Below are 18,601 nucleotides of genomic sequence, written 5' to 3'. Positions count from 1 at the left end.
AAAAGCTTCTGCCATCGCAGAAGCTTTTTTCTTATAGATAGTGTCCAATGAATATTCCAATCGCTAATAAAAACCCAAATATGGTATTTGTTTGTGCGGTTGCTTTCATGGCTGGTGCCATTTTAATTGGAATCGTGTTTTCAATAAAGCCTTTAGTTGCTTTAATTGCCTTTGGAGCGCTAAGGATCACAAGTGCTGTCCAAACTGGCAAAACACCGAAAATAATCAGACCTAAGACCCAAAGAAAGGAAAAAGTGAACATCCCTGTTAATAAGTAAATGGCACGTTTCTTTCCTAATAGAATGGCCACTGTTTTACGTCCGTTTTCTTTGTCTCCATCCAGGTCACGAATGTTATTTGATAACATAATCATCCCAACTAATATCATACTTGGAACTGAGACGAGAATGCTCGTGGTGCTGACTGTTCCCGTTTGAATAAAGAAGGAGATTAAAATAATTAACATCCCCATAAAGAAACCTGAAAGAATTTCACCAAATGGTGTATAAGCAATTGGGAACGGACCTCCAGTATAAAAATACCCCACAGCCATACAAATCAGCCCCACAGCCGCTAACCACCAGCTGCTGTTGGCGCAAATATAGATCCCTAATAATAGGGCAATTCCATAAAAGACAAAAGCAAGGTTTAGGACTGTTCTTGGCTTGATTCCATCACGAACAATTGTCCCGCCAATCCCTACGGATTGAGCTGTATCCAGCCCGCGTTTGAAATCGAAATATTCATTAAACATATTGGTTGCAGCTTGAATCAATAAACTCGCAATAAGCATGGCAAAAAATAGCCCAAAATGAATGTTCCCATGTTTAAGGGATAGGGCTGTACCAAGCAGAACTGGTACAAATGCAGCAGTTAATGTATGGGGACGGGTCATTTGCCACCATACTTGAAAGCCGCGGTTTGATTCAACTGCAGGTTCAGAACTCTTGTGTATTGTTGGTTGCATATTCTTCTCTCCCTTTTTAAGTTTCTTTCTCTATATAAAAGGTTAGGTTCAATGTTAAATGGGCCATGCCCAAAACTAAGTGTATGTAATTCAAGGATTAGTGTCAATTAATTTTTCCTATCAAATTTAGAAGATTATACCTGTTTGATTATTATTGAATGGTTGGTGGGAAAATGATAAAAATGAAAAATTCAATGAGAGAGCGGATTTTATCAATAAGGTGAAATCTTAAGATATAATAGGGAATGAAGCAGGATTGTTAGTGACAAGTAATACTGACTTCTTTACAATGTAGGTAGTATGCTAAAAATTGCATTAATATGAATGGATAACAGTCATTTCGGCTGTTTTGGAGGGATTTGTTTGATTACCATTCAAGAGTTGGAAATAATGGAACGAGGTCTTTTGGCTGTCAAACGCGCAAAAGAACTAGGCCGGCCCATTTTAATTAGTGAAGTTCATAAAATGGACACGATAAACCCACTATCATTTTTTGATATAGGAAAAGAACAATTTCGCGGTGAACGCTTCTTTTGGAAGGACCCAGAAGATGAAACCGTACTTATTGGACTCGGGATTTCTAAACAGATTCAGTCGGATCAGGATTCTGACCGCTTTTTTCATGTTGAAGAGGAATGGGAGAAATTTTTAAGGGACTGCCTTATTTTCAATCCATATACTGAAATGGGGATAGGTCCAGTCATGTTCGGCGGCTTTTCGTTTGACCCCTGCAAAGAAAAAACCGTCCTTTGGTCGAAGTACGCCAATTCTTTGTTCCATCTGCCGAAATATTTATTGAGTATCATTGATGGTCAAACGTTCTTAACAACTAATACGGTTTGTACTCCTCATGAGGATCCTTACTTATTTAAAAAAGTAAGCGAAGAGAGAAATGAAATTTTAAATGCTCTCCATCAAAGTGAACCCAAAAAGTCGGTTGCTGCACTTCTTGAAATGAAAGAGATTGGACCTGAAAGGTGGAAGAAAACTGTTGATGGAGTTGTGAAGGAATTAACAGATGGTCCCCTAAAAAAGGTTGTGCTTGCTCGCGAATTGAGGCTTGTGTTTGACGATCAAGTTATGGCAGAGAATGTCCTAAATAATTTGTATATGCAGCAGCATAAAAGCTTTTTATTTGCGTTTGAATCAAATGGAGATTGTTTTATTGGTGCATCGCCAGAAAGACTCGTGAAAAAGCAAGGAAATGAAGTGTATTCCACCTGTCTTGCTGGCTCCATCTCACGTGGCAAAACAGAAGAGGAAGACCTAAAATTGGGTCAGATGTTATTAAATGACCAAAAAAACCTAAAAGAGCATGGTTTTGTTGTGGAAATGATAAAAGAGGCTCTGGAGGAATCATGCGAAGAAATTATTCTGCCTGAAAAACCACAGTTAATGAAGATAAGAGATATTCAGCACCTCTATACCCCAGTGGTCGGAAAATGTCATAAGGATGCTTCATTAATGTTATTGGTGGAAAGACTGCATCCCACACCTGCGCTGGGCGGACTTCCGAAGGAGGAAGCAGTTGTTAAGATAAGAGAAGTAGAAGAGCTGGATCGTGGCTTCTACGCCGCTCCATTAGGCTGGATGGATTACAGGAAAAATGGTGAATTTGCTGTTTCCATTCGCTCTGGACTTATTCAGGGGGAAGAAGTTTCGTTATTCGCAGGATGCGGAGTAGTAGCAGATTCTGAATCAGAAAGTGAATATTTGGAGACGAGTTTGAAATTTAAACCTATGCTCCGAGCCCTTGGAGGAAATTGATATGCAGCATCAAGAATCATTAACAGCCTATATAGCAGCTATTGTTTCAGAACTTATTTTCACGGGAGTAACTGATGTGGTTGTCAGCCCAGGTTCACGGTCTACTCCAATGGCGATGATTATGGCAGAGCATCCAGAACTTAATGTTCATATACATGTAGATGAACGCTCAGCTGCTTTTTTTGCCTTAGGAATAGCCAAGTCTTTAAATAAGCCAGTTGCAATTCTCTGTACGTCAGGTACGGCTGCCGCGAATTATTTCCCTGCGATTGTGGAAGCGCGTTATGCACGAGTGCCTTTGATTGTGTTAACGGCAGATCGGCCGCATGAACTCAGAGAAGTAGGTGCTCCACAAGCAATCGATCAAATCCATTTATATGGGAAACATGTAAAATGGTTCTCCGAAATGGCTTTACCTGAAAAAAGTGATGAAATCATTCGTTATGCGCGTACGATTTGTGCGCGAGCGGTAGCGATTGCGAAAAGTGCGCCTTCTGGTCCTGTTCATTTGAATTTTCCTTTTAGGGAGCCATTAGTACCCAAGCTGGATGATGCCCTCTTCCAGCTTCGTGAACGTCCAAACGGTTATGTGAAAGTTCATACAGGTGATTTGACAATCGCGGAGGAACAATTTAAAGAAATTGCCGAAAAACTGTCAAAAACAACAAGAGGAATTATTGTTTGTGGAAATATTGTCGATGATATTTTTCCTGAGGCTGTAACACGGCTAGCTGAAAAACTAAACTTCCCAATAATTGCTGACCCCTTGTCACAGTTAAGAAGCGGGAAACATAGCTTTGAAAATATCATTGAAGCCTATGATACCTTTTTAAGAAACGATGATGCTAAAGTCTACTTAAAGCCGGATGTTATTCTTAGATTTGGAGCAATGCCCATTTCAAAAGCATTAACAATTTTTATAAAAGAAAATGGAAACACAGAACAATATGTGATTGATGGCGGCAGTGGCTGGCGTGATCCAGCATCGTTATCAACAAATATGATTTTCTGTAATGAATCGTTATTCTGCGAGAAAATAGAAAAATATACAGTAGAGAAATCCTCTTCCGATTTTCTAACAGCTTGGAAAAGGGTTAACCAACTATCAAAAGATACGATGATATCGCTTAGCGATATAACGGATTTAAGTGAAGGCAGGCTGTTCTATCAATTAGCTGAAATGCTTCCTGAAGGAGCTGCACTATTTGTAGGTAATAGTATGCCAATCCGCGACTTAGATAGCTTTTTTCTTAACAATCATAAACAAATTAAAGTAATGGCAAATAGGGGGGCGAATGGAATTGACGGTACCGTTTCTACTGCCTTGGGTGCCGCATTAAACTCCTCATCCTTGTACCTTGTCCTAGGTGATTTAACCTTTTTCCATGACTTAAATGGGCTGATTGCAGCAAAACTTTACAATATAAATATTAATATTATTCTTATCAACAATAATGGCGGAGGAATCTTCTCCTTTCTCCCGCAATCAGAGCATCCGAAAAACTTCGAACTGTTGTTTGGTACTCCGCTCGGAATTAATTTTGAGCATGCTGTTAAAATGTTTAATGGTAATTACATAAAGATTGAGGATTGGGACCATTTTGGAGTAGAAATAAGGAAATCCATCCATTCGACAGGGATAAATGTATATGAAATAGTTACCAACAGAGAGAGGAATCGTGACGAACACCGCGAATTTTGGGGCAATGTTTCCCAGGAAATATCAAACTTTGTCAAAGGTGAACAATAAATGTTTATCGTTATCGATGGGAATCGTCACTATGTCGAAGTTTGCGGTAACGGCGGCCTTGGCCAGGTTCCACTTGTTTTGCTGCACGGCTTTACGGGAGACTCTACCACATGGGCTCCATTTCATGAATGCTGGGGAAAGTCGACAATGCTCATTATCCCTGATATTATTGGGCACGGAAAAACAGAGTCTCCCCAGGAGCTTAGCCGATATCAAATGGATGCCGCTGCTTCTGATTTAAACACGATCCTTGATCATATGGGGATTGAGCAAGTAGATCTACTTGGTTATTCCATGGGTGGAAGACTTGCATTAACATTCGCCCTTTTGTACCCAGGGCGTGTTCGAAAATTAATACTTGAGAGTGCATCACCGGGCTTAGCGACGGAGGACGAAAAACAACATCGCCGTATGAAAGATGCCGAACTTGCTAACTTTATTAAGGAACAGGGAATCATTGCATTTGTGGATTATTGGGAAGAGATTCCCCTTTTTGTCACCATGAAGGGCCTCCCGCGGGAAACTCAAGAAAAGATTAGGAAACAGCGTTTGAAAAATTCGCCCAATGGCCTAGCCAACAGTTTAGTTGGGATGGGAACAGGGTCCCAATCATCCTGGTGGGGCAAGTTAAATGAACTTACTTGTGAAGTGTTGCTTTTAACAGGTGCGGAGGATCATAAGTTCTGTTCAATTGCCAGTCATATGATGGAGGAGCTAAAAAATAGTTCTTGGGTAGTGATTGAAGATAGCGGGCATGCAATTCATGTGGAAGAACCTGAAAAGTTTGGTACAATAGTAAGTGACTTTTTGTCGAATGAAAATAAATAAAGGAGGAGATTATTTTGACAGTAGAATGGATTGCAGGACGCAAATATGAAGAAATTTTATATGAAACATTCAATGGCATTGCCAAAATTACCATTAACCGTCCACATGTACATAATGCATTTACACCGAGAACAGTTTCTGAATTAATTGACGCATTTGCCTATGCGCGTGATGATGCAAGTATTGGGGTTATTGTCTTAACAGGTGCTGGAGATAAAGCATTTTGTTCAGGTGGAGACCAAAGTGTACGCGGCCATGGAGGATATGTGGGGGAAGATCAGATTCCTCGTCTAAATGTTCTTGACCTTCAGCGTCTAATCCGTGTGATTCCAAAACCTGTAATCGCAATGGTAAAAGGATATGCGATTGGCGGAGGACATGTTCTTCACGTTGTTTGTGACCTAACGATTGCTGCTGATAATGCTGTGTTTGGACAAACTGGACCAAAGGTTGGAAGTTTTGATGCTGGCTATGGCTCTGGTTACCTTGCTAGAATCATTGGTCATAAAAAAGCACGCGAAATTTGGTATTTATGCCGTCAATATAATGCCCAAGAAGCACTTGATATGGGCTTAGTTAATACCGTTGTCCCACTTGAGAAAGTAGAAGAGGAAACAATTCAATGGTGTAATGAAATTCTTGAGAAAAGTCCAACAGCCCTGCGCTTCTTAAAAGCAGCTATGAATGCAGATACAGACGGCTTGGCTGGTCTACAACAATTTGCTGGGGATGCAACCTTGCTTTACTACACAACTGATGAAGCAAAAGAAGGGCGCGATTCCTTTAAAGAAAAACGTAAGCCTGACTTTGGGAAATTCCCGCGTTTCCCTTGATCGTTAGTTTACAACAGCTTGATGGATGATTTCCATCAGGCTGTTTTTCGTAGGAAAGTAAGTAATGAACTAGTTAGTCAGATGAAGAAAGGTGAACCGTTATGCAGAACGAAATGATGCCTAATTTTTTGAAGAAAAGAGCGTTTCTAACCCCTGCACGAACTGCTATCTATTTCCAGGAAGAAGTGGTAACTTTTAAAGAACTTTATCAACGTTCTTATCAGGCCGCTGGGAAACTACAAGGATTAGGTGTTCAAAAAGACCACTATGTTGGTCTATTATTAAAAAACAATATTGATACAGTTGTCATATTATTTGCCCTTCAGTTATTAGGAGTTAGATCCGTGATACTGAATAACCGCCTCTCTCCATCGGAACTTTCCTGGCAGCTTAACGATTCAAAGGCGGTATCATTAATCCTTGATAATTCTTTTTTTGAAACAAAAACTTTCATAAATAACCAAATCCCTGCGCTGAAAACCATAACAATAGACGAGATATTTTCAAGCGCCACACACGAGCCGACTATTCTTGAAGAGATATCGCTTGCCGATATATGTACCATTATGTATACATCAGGGACCACAGGTAATCCCAAAGGGGTCATCCAAACCTATGGTAATCACTGGTGGAGTTCGGTGGGTTCAGCCTTAAATTTAGGCTTTATCGATGGCGATTGCTGGCTCTGTAATGTTCCACTATTTCATATTAGCGGATTTTCCATTTTAATGCGCAGTGTCATTTATGGCATGCCAATAGTTCTTCATGACCATTTTGATGTGGAAAGGACAATTGCTGATATCAATGACAAGAGTGTGACGATTATGTCTGTTGTTGGAACCACGTTGACAAGAATCGTTGAAGCTCTTCAAGAACGCCGCCTCCCAAAACAATTCCGCTGTATGCTTCTTGGAGGGGGACCCGCACCATTCCCATTACTTCAAGCATGTGTTGAAAAAGAGATCCCTGTATTCCAAACTTATGGCATGACTGAATCTTCTTCACAAATTGTTACCCTTGCACCAGAATACAGTTTGACTAGGTTGGGTTCGGCGGGGAAGCCATTGTTTCCATCACAAATTCAAATTATAACTGAGGATGGAAATGCGGCTCTACCGGGTATTCCTGGTGAAATTGTCATTAAAGGTCCCAATGTTACTCCAGGCTATTTATTTCGTCCGGATGTTACAAAAGAGAAGCTTAGGAATGGTTGGTTTCATTCCGGTGATATTGGTTACCTAGACGATGAGGGATTCCTATTTGTTCTCGACCGGCGTTCAGACTTAATCATTTCAGGGGGAGAAAATATTTATCCCGCAGAAATAGAAGCTGCATTACTGTCACACCCTAATGTGAGCGAGGCAGGTGTGACACATACAGAGGATGCGAAGTGGGGACAGATACCGGTAGCATTTATTGTGACAAGAAGTGGAGCAAACCTTTCAGGTGAAGAACTTAAGCAATTTTGCCAACAGAAATTGGCCAAATATAAAGTGCCAAAAGCATTTTATTTTACGAAGGAACTGCCGAGAAATGCCTCCAAGAAACTACTTCGCAGGGAGCTCCGTGAATGGGTGAAGGAGGGCTTACCCGTTGATTAAGATAACCTCCATCGAAATAAATGTCATTGAAATGCCGTTAAAAGATCCGTTTCTGACCCATTTAGGCGCAGTAAAGGTTCGTGAAGGGATAATTATTAAAATAACCAATTCAGATGGTGTTTCAGGCTTTGGTGAAGGTGTTGCTTTTTCGACTCCTTGGTATACGGAAGAAACAGTTAAAACAACTTTACATATGTTAACTGATTTTCTAGTTCCACTTCTTCAAAAGAATCCAATCGACCATCCTGCACAATCATCTCAGCTTTTTAGTTCATTACGAAGGAACAATATGGCAAAAGCTGCGTTAGAAACGGCTTTATGGGATTTATATGCTAAGAGTACTTCGCAGCCATTGTCAAAAACCCTTGGAGGTACCCGTTCGGTTGTGGCTTCAGGTGTCGTGGTGGCGACAGATTCTACTACAATGGCGCTCCGACAGATTGAGAAATATCTTCAGGAAGGGTATCAGCGCATTAAAGTAAAAATTAATCCAAAACAAGACTATTCTTTCCTATCTGACATTCGACGTGAGTATCCTGACTTGGCAATCATGGCTGATGCGAATTCTGCCTACACATTAGCTGATATGGATCGAATTAAAGCTCTCGATGACTTCAATTTAATGATGATTGAGCAGCCCCTAAGCAATGATGATATCTTGGAACACGCGTTGCTTCAAAAGGAAATCAAAACACCGATTTGCTTAGATGAAAGTATTTGCAGTTTTGATGATGCCCGAAAAGCAATTGAGTTCGGAAGTTGCAAAGTGATAAATATTAAAGTGGGCAGGGTGGGTGGTTTGAATGAAGCGAAACGTATTCATGACTATTGTTTTGAAAAGGGGATACCCGTCTGGTGCGGGGGAATGATTGAATTCGGTATATCACGGGCCCATAATATTTCACTTGCCTCCTTGCCAGGCTTTTCAATCCCAGGGGATATTTCTGCATCTAATCGCTTTTGGGAAGAGGACATCATAACTCCTGAAGTTAACGTTCAAAACGGTTCTGTAGCCGTACCATCGAGTCCTGGGATCGGTTTTGAGATTAACGAGAAACGACTTCAGCAAGTCTTGCAATGGAAGGATATCATTACTTTTTAGTGATGAAGGATGTTAATAAAAAATGAACCAGTTAAAGACCTGGTTCATTTTCTTATCGATTTAATTGTTTAAAGCTGTTTTTAATGATTCAAGATTTTGATTCATTAACGAAAAATAGGTTTCTTTGTTTTTAATATTGTCTTTTGATAAAATAGCAAGGTTATGAATAGGTAATGCTTTGGCACCAATTTCTTTTTGAACGATGTTTCCAAGTTTCGATTGGACATTTTGTTCAAATAGCATATAGTGTAATCCTTCGCCCTCCGCAAGGGTAATGATTTTTTCTAACTCCTTTTGCGTTGGTTCATTGGCAGTCGAAAGTCCTGATATACTAATTTGTTCAATTCCATATCGTTTTTCCCAATATCCAAACGCTGCATGTGTAACGATGATCTTTTTATGCTTTGCCTTTGTAATTGTCTGTTCAAAATTCGTATTAAGTTCATCTAACTTGAGGGAAAGTTGTTGGAAATTTTTATTAAATAGATCTTTGTGCTCCGGCATCTGTTTAATTAATGCATCCCGGATGACAGCAGCCATATCCTTAGAGTAAATGGGGTCAAGCCATACATGTGGATTGACATCTGCATCATGATGCTCTTCCCCCTCATCATGTGTATCGGTTGATTTTGGGAGATTAATGCCCTCTGCAGTAGGTACTAGTTTAACATGCTCATTTTTCAATGTTTCTTTTGAATTTTCTACAAACCCTTCAAGCCCCAGCCCGATGTAGAAAAATAAGTCTGAATCAGCTAACCTCATCATATCCTTTTGGGAAGGTTCGAATGTATGTTCATCGGCCCCAGGTGGATAGATCGTGTTAACATTTACATATTTTCCACCTATTTGCGAAGTAAAGTATTGAAGTGGAAATACAGTGGTATAAATGGTTAACTGGTCCTTATTTTTTTGTACTTGTTCTTTACCATTTGAACACGCAGACATCAGTAGGCTTAATGGTAATAGAATAGATAGGAAAAGGATGATTTTTTTCATAGGAACTCCTTCATATGTTTATAAATCGGATTTATTACGATTTATTATCGAAAATTTTTTGAATTCTGAAAAATAATAACTACATAATACGGAACGATTCCGATTTCCATAAGTATCTTACAAAATATTTTCCTTAAAAGCAAGTATAAAATTTTGTCTAACTATCAAAAATTAGGTATGCTTAGAAAGAAACAAAGGAAGGGTGGTTATCTTGAATAACTCAAAATTGCTGAGTGAGATTCTAGACTATAATGAAAAATTTGTGGAAAACCATGAGTATGAAAGGTATGAAACAACCAAATATCCGAATAAAAAAATGGTCATCCTAACATGTATGGATACTAGGCTGCTTGAACTATTACCCAAAGCATTAAACTTGGGAAATGGTGATGCGAAATTAATTAAAGACGCTGGGGGACTGCTCTCACACCCATTTGGCAGTGTAATGAGAAGTATATTAATTGCCCTGTATCAATTAAAGGCTCAAGAGGTTTTGGTGATTGCTCATTATGATTGCGGGATGAGCGGGTTAAAGGCAGAACCAGTGCTTGAAAGTATGAAAGCACGTGGAATATCCCAAGAAACAATTGATACGCTTACGTACTCCGGAATTGATATAAAAAATTGGCTGCATGGGTTTGATAGTGTAACCGAAAGTGTAGAACACAGCGTAGAAATTATTAAAAATCATCCGTTAATGCCGAAGGATGTTCCTGTGCATGGTTTAGTTATTGACCCTAAAACAGGAAAACTGGATCTTATTGTGGATGGTTATCAAAATTAATGTGAATCCTTTTCGGGAACTGGATCCAACCCTCCCGGATGAAACGGATGACATTTCGATATCCTTTTGAGCGTAAGCCAGCCGCCTTTTAAGGCACCAAACCGTTGAATGGCTTCTACCCCATAATGAGAGCATGTCGGATAAAAGCGGCAGGTGGGTGGTTTTAACGGTGAGATAGCAACTTGATAAAAACGAATAATCGCAAGGAAAAATTTTTTTACCATTTGGAACACTCCTTTATTACAATTATCTACAACATACCATAATTTAATAGGAACGTCTAAATTGTTAAATAAATGTAAGTAGATGAAAAAACTCGGAATTTATTGTATGATACTAGTAGATAAAAAAAGGAGTGATATCGATGCCTTCAGTTGAAAGCTTTGATTTAGACCATAACGCGGTTAAAGCCCCTTATGTGAGACATTGTGGTGTTCACAAAGTTGGTAGTGACGGTGTTGTTAATAAATATGATATTCGTTTTTGCCAGCCCAATAAACAGGCGATGAAACCAGATGTGATTCATACATTAGAGCACTTGCTTGCTTTTAATCTTCGTAAGCATTCTGAGAAGTATGACCACTTTGATATTATTGATATTTCACCAATGGGCTGCCAAACAGGTTACTACCTGGTCGTTAGCGGTGAACCTACTGTGGAGGAAATCATTGATCTTATGGAAGATACAATGAAAGATGCCCTTGAAATTATTGAAATTCCAGCTGCGAATGAAAGACAATGTGGTCAAGCAAAACTCCATGACCTAGAAGGTGCCAAGCGTTTAATGCGTTTCTGGCTCGAGCAAAGCAAAGAAGACCTCAAGCAAGTTTTTGCATGATGATTTAAAAAAATTCCTATTCGATGTGAATAGGAATTTTTTTAAGCTTTGTTTTCATCCTGATTTTTTTCCTGTTCAAGATGCGGGTTATTTTCTAATGGATCGACCGTATGTTTATAAGTATAGGCTTTAGAAGTGGTGCCCACCGCTAGAAATAGAACTACGAACACAATAATAATACAAATTACGGCTACTACATACATGTGTATAGACTGCCTCCTTTTTTCCTCTATTGTATCATGATTTGATGTTTTATTGAGAAAAGAAAAAGGGAAGCCCTCTGTTTTGGCTTCCGTTTCTACACTATTATGTATAATCAATGAATATTTCGAGGATGATAAGTATTCGTGCGATGCTGGCCGTACTCTTCTTGGGCAAATTTACCTTTTAAACTTTCAATTAAATAAATGCCCATTAAATTATATAATTCCTGTTTATCCATGTCTTGGATTAACGCTAGTAAATCCTCATGTGACATTTCTTCTAAAAAGGCAAATGCCAGCATATCGATATCCTCTTCGTCACCGGTTAACTTATTACGGTACATTTCATACAATTCATCGACTAATTTCATTCAGTACACCTCCTTGTTATATTCTTTTCCCTTTTAAGTATAAAATAATTCTAACTTCCGTTTTTGTAAATTGACAGAAAAATCTGTTTCTTCTGTTGTATGTTTATTATATCGTATTCATTTCTAAAAAATGAATCGAAATTTGGCAGAGAATAAATTTTTTCTATTTGCAAATTACTAAAGAGTAAAAGGGGATGACATAATGGATGAGCAAAAGAAAACCTATTATATTGATGTAGGGAGCGGTGAAATTTCGCAAAGTGCTACAAGTTCAACATGGAGTTATAAAATTCAGGCAAGTGATGAAGAAATTACGCAACTCCGTGAATTATTTAATCAAAATTATTCGACCGAATGGAAGAACTTCTTTCGAGCCCACGTACCATATGTCGAGTATCATTACGATCGTGAAAACGATGCTTACGATAGTACACTCCAACAAGTGTATGGAATGCTGCATAAGCTGGGTGATGAAGAAGCAAAAAGCCACATTGAAAGCATGAATATTTTACCAAAGTAAAATAAATATTTTACCAAGGTAAAAAAATTTATTTTTAAAAAGTATTTTATAAGAAAAATCCTTCCTTTAGGATTTTTCTTTTTTTGATTATAATAAGAGCAACAAATATTGAGGCGGAATTTAGAATGATACATTTTTTAGATGCAAATGGGAATAAAGTTGAACTGTCTTTTAGTCCAAATTCATTTCAAGAGAAGGCCAAACATGTGTTGGTTATCTGCCAACATGGAGATGAATGGTTGTTGACGAACCATAAACAAAGAGGCCTTGAATTTCCAGGAGGTAAGATGGAATCAGGTGAAACCCTTGAAGAGGCAGCGCAACGAGAAGTTTTTGAGGAGACTGGCGCAATATTAACTGAGCTTATATTTTTGGCTGAGTATAAAATTTTCGATCCAGAGAAGTCCTTTGTGAAAACGGTCTTTTGGGGGAACGTAAAAAGGATAGAAAAAACGTCTGGTTATTACGAAACCGATGGTCCAGTACTTGTTCAAGGGGATATATTAACTCAACGATTTGGGGATACATACAGTTTTATTATGAAAGACCAGGTTATTGAGCAATGTGTGAAACACATCCAAAGGATAAAAGAACAAAAAGAATAGCAGAAAGTACTTATAACCAATCCGCTATTCCTTGATAAGTTTTCTCTCTAATAATTCAACGAGCTGATACATAATAGTGGCAAATACGGCAATAATCATGAGTGATAAGAAAACGAGGGTAAAATTAAAAACTTGGAAGCCATAGATAATCATGTAGCCAAGCCCTCTCGAGGATACAAGGAATTCCCCAACAATAACACCGACCCATGATAAGCCGACATTGACCTTTAAGGTAGATATTATCGTCGGAAAACTAGCAGGGAGGATTGCTTCCTTGAAGCATTGTAAACGGTTGGCTCCGAAAGTTTGAAGCACTTTTAGATAATTTGGATCTACCTCTTTGAATGAGGTATAAACAACGATCGTGGTAATGATGATGGAGATAATCGCACCCATGGCAATAATCGATGGATATCCTGGACCAAGCGCCACAATCAATATCGGCCCTAAAGCTACTTTGGGCATAGCATTTAATATGACAAGATATGGATCAAGCACTTTTGAAATCATTGGTGACCACCAAAGGATTGCCGCTAAAATGGTACCAAGCAGTGTGCCCAGAATAAATCCTAGTACAGTTTCGGTGAGGGTGACCCCAATATGGCTAACTAAAGTTCCATCGTTAATCTTTTCCAAAAATAAGTTCCAAATTTTTGATGGAGAACTGAAAAGAAGCGGGTCAATCCACTGTTTTTGACTAGAAAATTCCCAGCTTGCGAAAAAGATGATAAAAATAATCGCTTGATAAAATCTAACCCAACGTTTTTCCACTATCAACGATTGAATATAGTTTCTATGGAGGAGTTCCAGCTTATTCTTTTTCTCGCTCAAGTGACTCCAACTCCTTCCATATGGTTTGAAAGATGCTTGAAAATGCTTCATGATTCCTGGCTTCAAACGGGGAGATCTTTCTTAGTTCATCGGGCATCGTAAATGTTTTATAAATCCTGCCTGGACTTGGAGAAAGTAAATAGACCCGATCACTCATGGCAATCGCTTCACCAATATCATGTGTCACAAGAATGGCGGTTTTGCCAAATTCATCTAATGTGCGCGAGACTAGGTCCTCCAGTTTCAATTTAGTTTGATAATCGAGAGCAGAAAAGGGCTCATCAAGCATAAGCAGCTTTGGTTCTGTGGCAAGGGTACGGACGAGCGCTACCCGCTGCCTCATCCCCCCTGATAACTGCCTAGGCATTTGTTTTTCCACACCGGTTAATCCGATTTGCTCTAACAGGCTCATGGCCTTCGCTCTTGTTTGGTCATTCAACTGCTTCGATAATTTCAATCCTAACAGAATATTCTCTTCAATCGTTTTCCATGGAAACAAATAATCCTGCTGGAGCATGTAACCGATTTGGTTTTTGGTGGTTGTTACAGGCTTATTCTCTAATAAGACCGTACCTTGTGTAGGTTTAAGCAAACTAGAGATAATGGAGAGCAGAGTCGTCTTACCACAGCCGCTAGGGCCGAGAAGGGAGACAAACTCCCCCTCCTCAACGGTTAATGAAATATCGGAGAGGGCCGTGGCAGCCGAGGCTTTGGTAAAATAGGTATGATGAATATTTTGGACGGACAAAAAATTCATGGAGACGGCCTCCCTTTCCTTTATTCGTTAATAATTTTTTCTGCTATCTTTGTGTTTACAAGTGTTTGGTGATCTACTTCTTTTGGAAGTTCTCCCGCTTCATTCATGATGTTTTGAAGATTATCCCATTCGGCTTGGTCGAGAACTGGATCTGTGGCAAAGGAACCTTGACTTTTATAGCGATCCACAACGGTGGTCATAATAGCTAAGTCTGTGTCCGGGAAAAATGATTCGACTGCTTTGGCAATTTCTTCGGCACTGTGGGATGCTACCCACTGTTGTGCTTTGTAAATTGCCCTAGTAAACTTTTCAATTGTTTCTTTATTTTTGTTCATATAGCTCTCCTTGGACATAAACGTGGTATAGGGAACATGGCCTGATTCTTTCCCAAAGGAAGCGACTATATGACCTTTGCCTTCTTTTTCAAAAATACTTGCTGTTGGTTCAAATAATTGCACAAATTCGCCCGTTCCTGAGGCAAAAGCATTGGCAATATTAGCAAAATCAATGTTTTGGATTAAGTTCAAATCTTTATGTGGATCAATGCCATGCTTCTTTAAAACAAACTCGCCAACCATTTGCGGCATGCCGCCTTTACGTTGACCTAAGAAGGTTTTTCCTTTTAAGAGATCCCATGAGAAATTATCTATTTTTTCTCTAGAAACGAGGAATGTACCATCTGTCTGTGTTAATTGGGCAAAATTAATGACCGGGTCATTTGCGCCTTGCGCGTATACATAAATCGAGGTTTCCGATCCAACCAGAGCAACGTCAGCTCCTCCGGAAATTAATGTAGTCATGGTTTTGTCGCCGCCTGGCGTTGTTGTTAGCGTCACATCTAAACCTTCAGCCTTAAAAAATCCCTTTGCTATGGCAACATACTGCGGGGCATAGAAGATGGACCTAGTAACTTCAGCGATTCGAACCTTTTCAAGTTTCTTGGTTTCATTTTTTGTGGTGCTATTACAAGCCACTAGTGAGAACATAAGTATAGTGATGAGCAGAAAGGAGAAACTGAATTTTAATGATTTTTTCATGAAGCAAGCCTCCTTATATTTCATAAAAAATCTGGGCTAATTGCCTAAGATATCGTATGAACGGGAGAAAAATGTGTGAATGCCAAAGTGTTATAATTTGATAAAAAGAGGGAAGTTGTGAGATGAACCAAAGCATTGAAGGGAAAATCGTTGAGGTCATGCGGTTTCCTTCTCCAAATCCATCTGTTGAATTAAAGGTCATCACCTACCTTTCCAATGGATTAAGAGTCAAAGGAATGTTGGCGGAACCAATAGGGGAAGGTGAGTATGATGGATTCCTTTATTTACGGGGAGGCATCAAAAATGTGGGCAAAGTTCGACCCGCAAGGATTGCCCAATTTGCTGCTGAAGGTTTCATTGTTTTTGCGCCTTATTATCGTGGCAATCAGGGCGGTGAGGGCAATGAGGATTTCGCCGGAAACGATCGGGAAGATGCATTTGCGGCCTTTTGGCTGTTAAAATCTTTGCCGAGGGTTCTTAATGTACATATTTTTGGGTTCTCGCGTGGTGGAGTGATGGCACTCTTGACTGGGATCGAATTCCCTGAAACCGCGTCTGTAGTTACATGGGGAGGTGTCAGTGATATGTCCCTTACCTATATGGAACGGAAGGATTTAAGAAGAATGATGAAACGTGTGATTGGAGGGACCCCACAGAAATATCCGGAACGTTATCAAGACAGAACCCCAATCTATTCCTTAGAAAAACTGACTGCTCCAGTCCTAATTATCCATGGTGTAAATGACGGTAATGTCTCTGTGGAGCATGCCTATCGCCTGGAAAGAAGGTTGAGAGAATTAGAAAAGCCAGTCGATTGCTGGTATTTTGATGAGTTTACACATTACTTCCCTCCTGAAGTAAATAGAAAAGTCGTCTCAGATCTATCAAAGTGGATGAAAAGTCAACGTAAAAGATGTTAATATAAAGGTAAAACAAGCAGAGGAGCGGATCAAAGATATGGGTATGCCTCTTGAGTTAAATACGATGATTGTGACAAAAGGAAGAGAGATACGAGTAGAGGAAAATGTCTTCACATTAGAAAAAGAAGGGTATAGACTTTATCCCATTGAGATTCCGATTGATGTAAGAAAAACAATGGATAGTGATTTAAGTGGTACAGCAATCATTAAAAAAGTTGAGCTGCAGAATAACAGCACGACCATCACCTACCAATTAATCTCATTAAATTCAACGAACTAAGCAGGGTTTTGCCACCTGCTTTTTCTTTTTGAAAAAAATATTATTAATGTGTAATAAACTTTCGATACATTCGTCTTATTAATAGATTTATTAGGATTAAGGTTTTTGGGAAGGGGGATTGGATTGGAGCGCGGCCATCAAATAGAGAAATGGTTTATTCAATATGAGCAGGATGTTACCAATTATCTAGTTTATTATACAGGCTCGGTGGATGTTGAGGATTTGGTTCAAGAAACCTTTTTACGGGCATTACGAGCTTTAAGTCACTTTAAAAATGATTCAAGCCCGAAAACATGGCTGATATCAATTGCAAGAAATACAGCAATAGACTTTTACCGGAAGAAATCTGTTTGGAACAGACTTAAACAGATTTTAGATTATGAATCCCCTAAGCTTCATGAACAAGATACAGGGGAAAAAATTGTTAGGAAAATGGAATATGCCTATTTGTATGAAGCAATTAATGGGCTAAAGCCAAATTATCGTGATGTGGTTTTATTAAGAGGTATTGCAGAACTTTCATCCCAAGAAGCAGGTCAAGTCCTTGGCTGGACCGAGAATAAAGTGAATGTTACTTTTTTTCGGGCAGTGAGAAAGCTAAATGAACGCTTAAAGGAGGGGGAGTATTTTGAGTCAATTGAAGGATAAAGAATTACTGGAAATGATGGCTGATTTTCCAAAGCATGAGTTAACTGCAAAGCAGAGAAACGCTTTTCTTAAAACAATTCGTGAGGAAAGCACTCGGAAACAAAGCAGGCGATTTAATTTTCAAAGACTAGCGGCATTAGCAGCTCTATTTATGTTGGCGATAATTGCTCCAATCCTTTATTTTACAAGCCATGGTGAAGGTTTAAGCAATTCGGGATCTGTAAAGACAGAAGTTGTAAAAAAGGGCGAGTTTTTTGCTTTAATGGATAAGAGTGGCACACCATATTATCCTGATAGCAATTTTGGAATACCAAACAAGGTTAGCCTGCTTGCTCCACTGGAGTGGATAGCGAAGGATCAAAGGAGTGTTTCAAAAATATCAGTCTATTTATGGGGTGACTATGGAAAGGATTTTGCCAATAAACCCTTAAACGTAACGGCAACCCATGTAAAAACAGGAGTCAAAGAACATCTTGCAACAGCCGTAATATCAGGGGGGATGTATGGGGCAGATGGTCATGCAATGACAAGTTTTAAACCATTTACTTTTTCTGGAAAATATAATCTTGAATTTATGGCCGGCAATAAAAAGGTCGGTGAATTTTCAATTTATGTTATGGAGCCTTATATCAAGATAGGTGATTCCACTCTAATGATTTCCCAAGAGGTTTTATATGCAGGTTTCTATGAAGATGCTGCAATTGAGGTAGAGGGAGAAAACCTTCCACCTGAAATTGAATTAGAAATATTTGACCTTGAAAATGCAGAAGTATCTACTTTTACCTTTAAAGATAAGACCGATTACACGACCACTGATGGAAAAGACATATCCATGTATATAGGAGATTTCCAACTGAAAAAAAGCGGCAAATATCGGTTTACTTTATTAAATAAATCAGAAACGGTAGAAGTAAGAAAGCCCATATCGAATTGATATGGGCTTTTAGAATAGATAGGTCACTT

22 protein-coding genes are annotated in these 18,601 nt (G+C 39.1%); 14 read left to right on the top strand and 8 right to left on the bottom strand.

Translation table 11 applies throughout. From position 1 onward, the window contains the following. Window positions 1-31 precede the first annotated feature (31 nt). Window positions 32-967, bottom strand: a complete 936-nt coding sequence (locus tag AC4QJR_RS22520) for a 1,4-dihydroxy-2-naphthoate polyprenyltransferase (protein WP_496524239.1) — start codon at window positions 965-967, stop codon at window positions 32-34. Between the two features lie 363 nt (window positions 968-1,330). On the opposite strand from AC4QJR_RS22520, the gene AC4QJR_RS22515 reads away from it, so the two are divergent. The 6 genes from AC4QJR_RS22515 to menC all read left to right on the top strand — a co-directional run bounded on the left by AC4QJR_RS22515 (window position 1,331) and on the right by menC (window position 8,848). Then, window positions 1,331-2,734, top strand: coding sequence for an isochorismate synthase (locus AC4QJR_RS22515; protein ID WP_496524238.1), 1,404 nt, complete (start codon window positions 1,331-1,333; stop codon window positions 2,732-2,734). A gap of 1 nt (window position 2,735) precedes the next feature. Next, entirely contained in the window at window positions 2,736-4,484 is a 1,749-nt protein-coding gene (gene menD, locus AC4QJR_RS22510) for a 2-succinyl-5-enolpyruvyl-6-hydroxy-3-cyclohexene-1-carboxylic-acid synthase (RefSeq protein WP_496524237.1), read from the top strand. Further along, the gene (gene menH / locus AC4QJR_RS22505; RefSeq protein ID WP_496524236.1) at window positions 4,485-5,312 is read left to right on the top strand and encodes a 2-succinyl-6-hydroxy-2,4-cyclohexadiene-1-carboxylate synthase; all 828 of its coding nucleotides are present in this window, start codon (window positions 4,485-4,487) and stop codon (window positions 5,310-5,312) included. Window positions 5,313-5,326: 14 nt separating this feature from the next. Continuing rightward, window positions 5,327-6,145, top strand: a complete 819-nt coding sequence (menB, locus tag AC4QJR_RS22500; protein ID WP_098576401.1) for a 1,4-dihydroxy-2-naphthoyl-CoA synthase — start codon at window positions 5,327-5,329, stop codon at window positions 6,143-6,145. Between the two features lie 101 nt (window positions 6,146-6,246). Next, on the top strand, window positions 6,247-7,746 hold the full coding sequence (locus tag AC4QJR_RS22495; protein WP_496524235.1) for an o-succinylbenzoate--CoA ligase: 1,500 nt from the start codon (window positions 6,247-6,249) through the stop codon (window positions 7,744-7,746). After that, a complete protein-coding gene (gene menC, locus AC4QJR_RS22490; RefSeq protein WP_496526724.1) occupies window positions 7,742-8,848 on the top strand; it encodes an o-succinylbenzoate synthase in 1,107 nt (368 codons plus the stop codon). Before AC4QJR_RS22495 ends, menC begins: the two co-directional genes overlap by 5 nt. 60 nt (window positions 8,849-8,908) lie before the next feature. Here the strand turns inward: menC and AC4QJR_RS22485 are convergent, their stop codons facing one another. Next, a complete protein-coding gene (locus AC4QJR_RS22485; RefSeq protein ID WP_098574598.1) occupies window positions 8,909-9,844 on the bottom strand; it encodes a metal ABC transporter solute-binding protein, Zn/Mn family in 936 nt (311 codons plus the stop codon). Window positions 9,845-10,055: 211 nt separating this feature from the next. Here AC4QJR_RS22485 and AC4QJR_RS22480 point away from each other — a divergent pair, with 211 nt between their 5' ends. Continuing rightward, window positions 10,056-10,628 carry a beta-class carbonic anhydrase gene (locus tag AC4QJR_RS22480; protein WP_098574597.1) on the top strand — a complete coding sequence of 191 codons (573 nt, stop codon included), beginning with the start codon at window positions 10,056-10,058 and terminating at the stop codon, window positions 10,626-10,628. On the opposite strand, the gene yidD is transcribed toward AC4QJR_RS22480, so the two are convergent. Then, window positions 10,625-10,852 carry a membrane protein insertion efficiency factor YidD gene (gene yidD, locus AC4QJR_RS22475; RefSeq protein ID WP_098574596.1) on the bottom strand — a complete coding sequence of 76 codons (228 nt, stop codon included), beginning with the start codon at window positions 10,850-10,852 and terminating at the stop codon, window positions 10,625-10,627. The genes AC4QJR_RS22480 and yidD overlap by 4 nt on opposite strands. Window positions 10,853-10,992: 140 nt before the next feature. Between yidD and AC4QJR_RS22470 the strand changes: the two genes are divergently transcribed. Continuing rightward, window positions 10,993-11,466, top strand: coding sequence for an S-ribosylhomocysteine lyase (locus AC4QJR_RS22470; protein ID WP_026563228.1), 474 nt, complete (start codon window positions 10,993-10,995; stop codon window positions 11,464-11,466). Between the two features lie 41 nt (window positions 11,467-11,507). Here the strand turns inward: AC4QJR_RS22470 and ytzI are convergent, their stop codons facing one another. Then, window positions 11,508-11,669: a YtzI protein gene (ytzI, locus tag AC4QJR_RS22465; protein WP_098574595.1), complete on the bottom strand. Its 162-nt coding sequence runs from the start codon at window positions 11,667-11,669 to the stop codon at window positions 11,508-11,510. Window positions 11,670-11,782: 113 nt separating this feature from the next. Then, window positions 11,783-12,040 carry a DUF6154 family protein gene (locus AC4QJR_RS22460; protein ID WP_026563229.1) on the bottom strand — a complete coding sequence of 86 codons (258 nt, stop codon included), beginning with the start codon at window positions 12,038-12,040 and terminating at the stop codon, window positions 11,783-11,785. Window positions 12,041-12,242: 202 nt separating this feature from the next. Here AC4QJR_RS22460 and AC4QJR_RS22455 point away from each other — a divergent pair, with 202 nt between their 5' ends. Continuing rightward, complete coding sequence (locus AC4QJR_RS22455; RefSeq protein WP_375376917.1) at window positions 12,243-12,560, top strand: hydrolase; 318 nt, start codon at window positions 12,243-12,245, stop codon at window positions 12,558-12,560. A gap of 125 nt (window positions 12,561-12,685) precedes the next feature. Further along, window positions 12,686-13,165, top strand: coding sequence for an RNA deprotection pyrophosphohydrolase (gene ytkD / locus AC4QJR_RS22450; protein WP_496524234.1), 480 nt, complete (start codon window positions 12,686-12,688; stop codon window positions 13,163-13,165). A gap of 24 nt (window positions 13,166-13,189) precedes the next feature. Here ytkD and AC4QJR_RS22445 read toward each other — a convergent pair whose 3' ends face one another. From AC4QJR_RS22445 to AC4QJR_RS22435, 3 genes are read right to left on the bottom strand one after another with little or no spacing between them, the layout of a single operon-like run. After that, a complete protein-coding gene (locus AC4QJR_RS22445) occupies window positions 13,190-13,996 on the bottom strand; it encodes an ABC transporter permease (RefSeq protein WP_098574592.1) in 807 nt (268 codons plus the stop codon). Next, window positions 13,977-14,753: an ABC transporter ATP-binding protein gene (locus AC4QJR_RS22440; protein ID WP_098574591.1), complete on the bottom strand. Its 777-nt coding sequence runs from the start codon at window positions 14,751-14,753 to the stop codon at window positions 13,977-13,979. Before AC4QJR_RS22440 ends, AC4QJR_RS22445 begins: the two co-directional genes overlap by 20 nt. A gap of 20 nt (window positions 14,754-14,773) precedes the next feature. Further along, window positions 14,774-15,739 carry an ABC transporter substrate-binding protein gene (locus AC4QJR_RS22435; RefSeq protein ID WP_496526723.1) on the bottom strand — a complete coding sequence of 322 codons (966 nt, stop codon included), beginning with the start codon at window positions 15,737-15,739 and terminating at the stop codon, window positions 14,774-14,776. A gap of 173 nt (window positions 15,740-15,912) precedes the next feature. On the opposite strand from AC4QJR_RS22435, the gene AC4QJR_RS22430 reads away from it, so the two are divergent. From AC4QJR_RS22430 to AC4QJR_RS22415, 4 genes are all read left to right on the top strand, one after another. Further along, a complete protein-coding gene (locus tag AC4QJR_RS22430) occupies window positions 15,913-16,710 on the top strand; it encodes an alpha/beta hydrolase family protein (RefSeq protein WP_496524233.1) in 798 nt (265 codons plus the stop codon). A gap of 37 nt (window positions 16,711-16,747) precedes the next feature. Continuing rightward, a complete protein-coding gene (locus AC4QJR_RS22425) occupies window positions 16,748-16,990 on the top strand; it encodes a DUF2584 domain-containing protein (RefSeq protein WP_496524232.1) in 243 nt (80 codons plus the stop codon). Between the two features lie 123 nt (window positions 16,991-17,113). Further along, window positions 17,114-17,638 carry an RNA polymerase sigma factor gene (locus AC4QJR_RS22420; protein WP_496524231.1) on the top strand — a complete coding sequence of 175 codons (525 nt, stop codon included), beginning with the start codon at window positions 17,114-17,116 and terminating at the stop codon, window positions 17,636-17,638. Continuing rightward, a complete protein-coding gene (locus AC4QJR_RS22415) occupies window positions 17,619-18,572 on the top strand; it encodes a hypothetical protein (RefSeq protein ID WP_496524230.1) in 954 nt (317 codons plus the stop codon). The genes AC4QJR_RS22420 and AC4QJR_RS22415 overlap by 20 nt, the downstream gene beginning before the upstream one ends. Window positions 18,573-18,601 lie beyond the last annotated feature (29 nt).

Source organism: Neobacillus sp. BP17 (assembly GCF_059579525.1).
This window is presented reverse-complemented; position numbering and strand designations above follow the sequence as displayed.

Coding starts and splice junctions, on each gene's coding strand:
- AC4QJR_RS22520 (WP_496524239.1), bottom strand. CDS start 967: ATGCAACCAACAATACACAAGAGTTCTGAACCTGCAGTTGAATCAAAC.
- menD (WP_496524237.1), top strand. CDS start 2,736: ATGCAGCATCAAGAATCATTAACAGCCTATATAGCAGCTATTGTTTCA.
- menH (WP_496524236.1), top strand. CDS start 4,485: ATGTTTATCGTTATCGATGGGAATCGTCACTATGTCGAAGTTTGCGGT.
- AC4QJR_RS22495 (WP_496524235.1), top strand. CDS start 6,247: ATGCAGAACGAAATGATGCCTAATTTTTTGAAGAAAAGAGCGTTTCTA.
- AC4QJR_RS22485 (WP_098574598.1), bottom strand. CDS start 9,844: ATGAAAAAAATCATCCTTTTCCTATCTATTCTATTACCATTAAGCCTA.
- yidD (WP_098574596.1), bottom strand. CDS start 10,852: ATGGTAAAAAAATTTTTCCTTGCGATTATTCGTTTTTATCAAGTTGCT.
- AC4QJR_RS22470 (WP_026563228.1), top strand. CDS start 10,993: ATGCCTTCAGTTGAAAGCTTTGATTTAGACCATAACGCGGTTAAAGCC.
- ytzI (WP_098574595.1), bottom strand. CDS start 11,669: ATGTATGTAGTAGCCGTAATTTGTATTATTATTGTGTTCGTAGTTCTA.
- AC4QJR_RS22460 (WP_026563229.1), bottom strand. CDS start 12,040: ATGAAATTAGTCGATGAATTGTATGAAATGTACCGTAATAAGTTAACC.
- AC4QJR_RS22455 (WP_375376917.1), top strand. CDS start 12,243: ATGGATGAGCAAAAGAAAACCTATTATATTGATGTAGGGAGCGGTGAA.
- ytkD (WP_496524234.1), top strand. CDS start 12,686: ATGATACATTTTTTAGATGCAAATGGGAATAAAGTTGAACTGTCTTTT.
- AC4QJR_RS22440 (WP_098574591.1), bottom strand. CDS start 14,753: ATGAATTTTTTGTCCGTCCAAAATATTCATCATACCTATTTTACCAAA.
- AC4QJR_RS22435 (WP_496526723.1), bottom strand. CDS start 15,739: ATGTTCTCACTAGTGGCTTGTAATAGCACCACAAAAAATGAAACCAAG.
- AC4QJR_RS22430 (WP_496524233.1), top strand. CDS start 15,913: ATGAACCAAAGCATTGAAGGGAAAATCGTTGAGGTCATGCGGTTTCCT.
- AC4QJR_RS22425 (WP_496524232.1), top strand. CDS start 16,748: ATGGGTATGCCTCTTGAGTTAAATACGATGATTGTGACAAAAGGAAGA.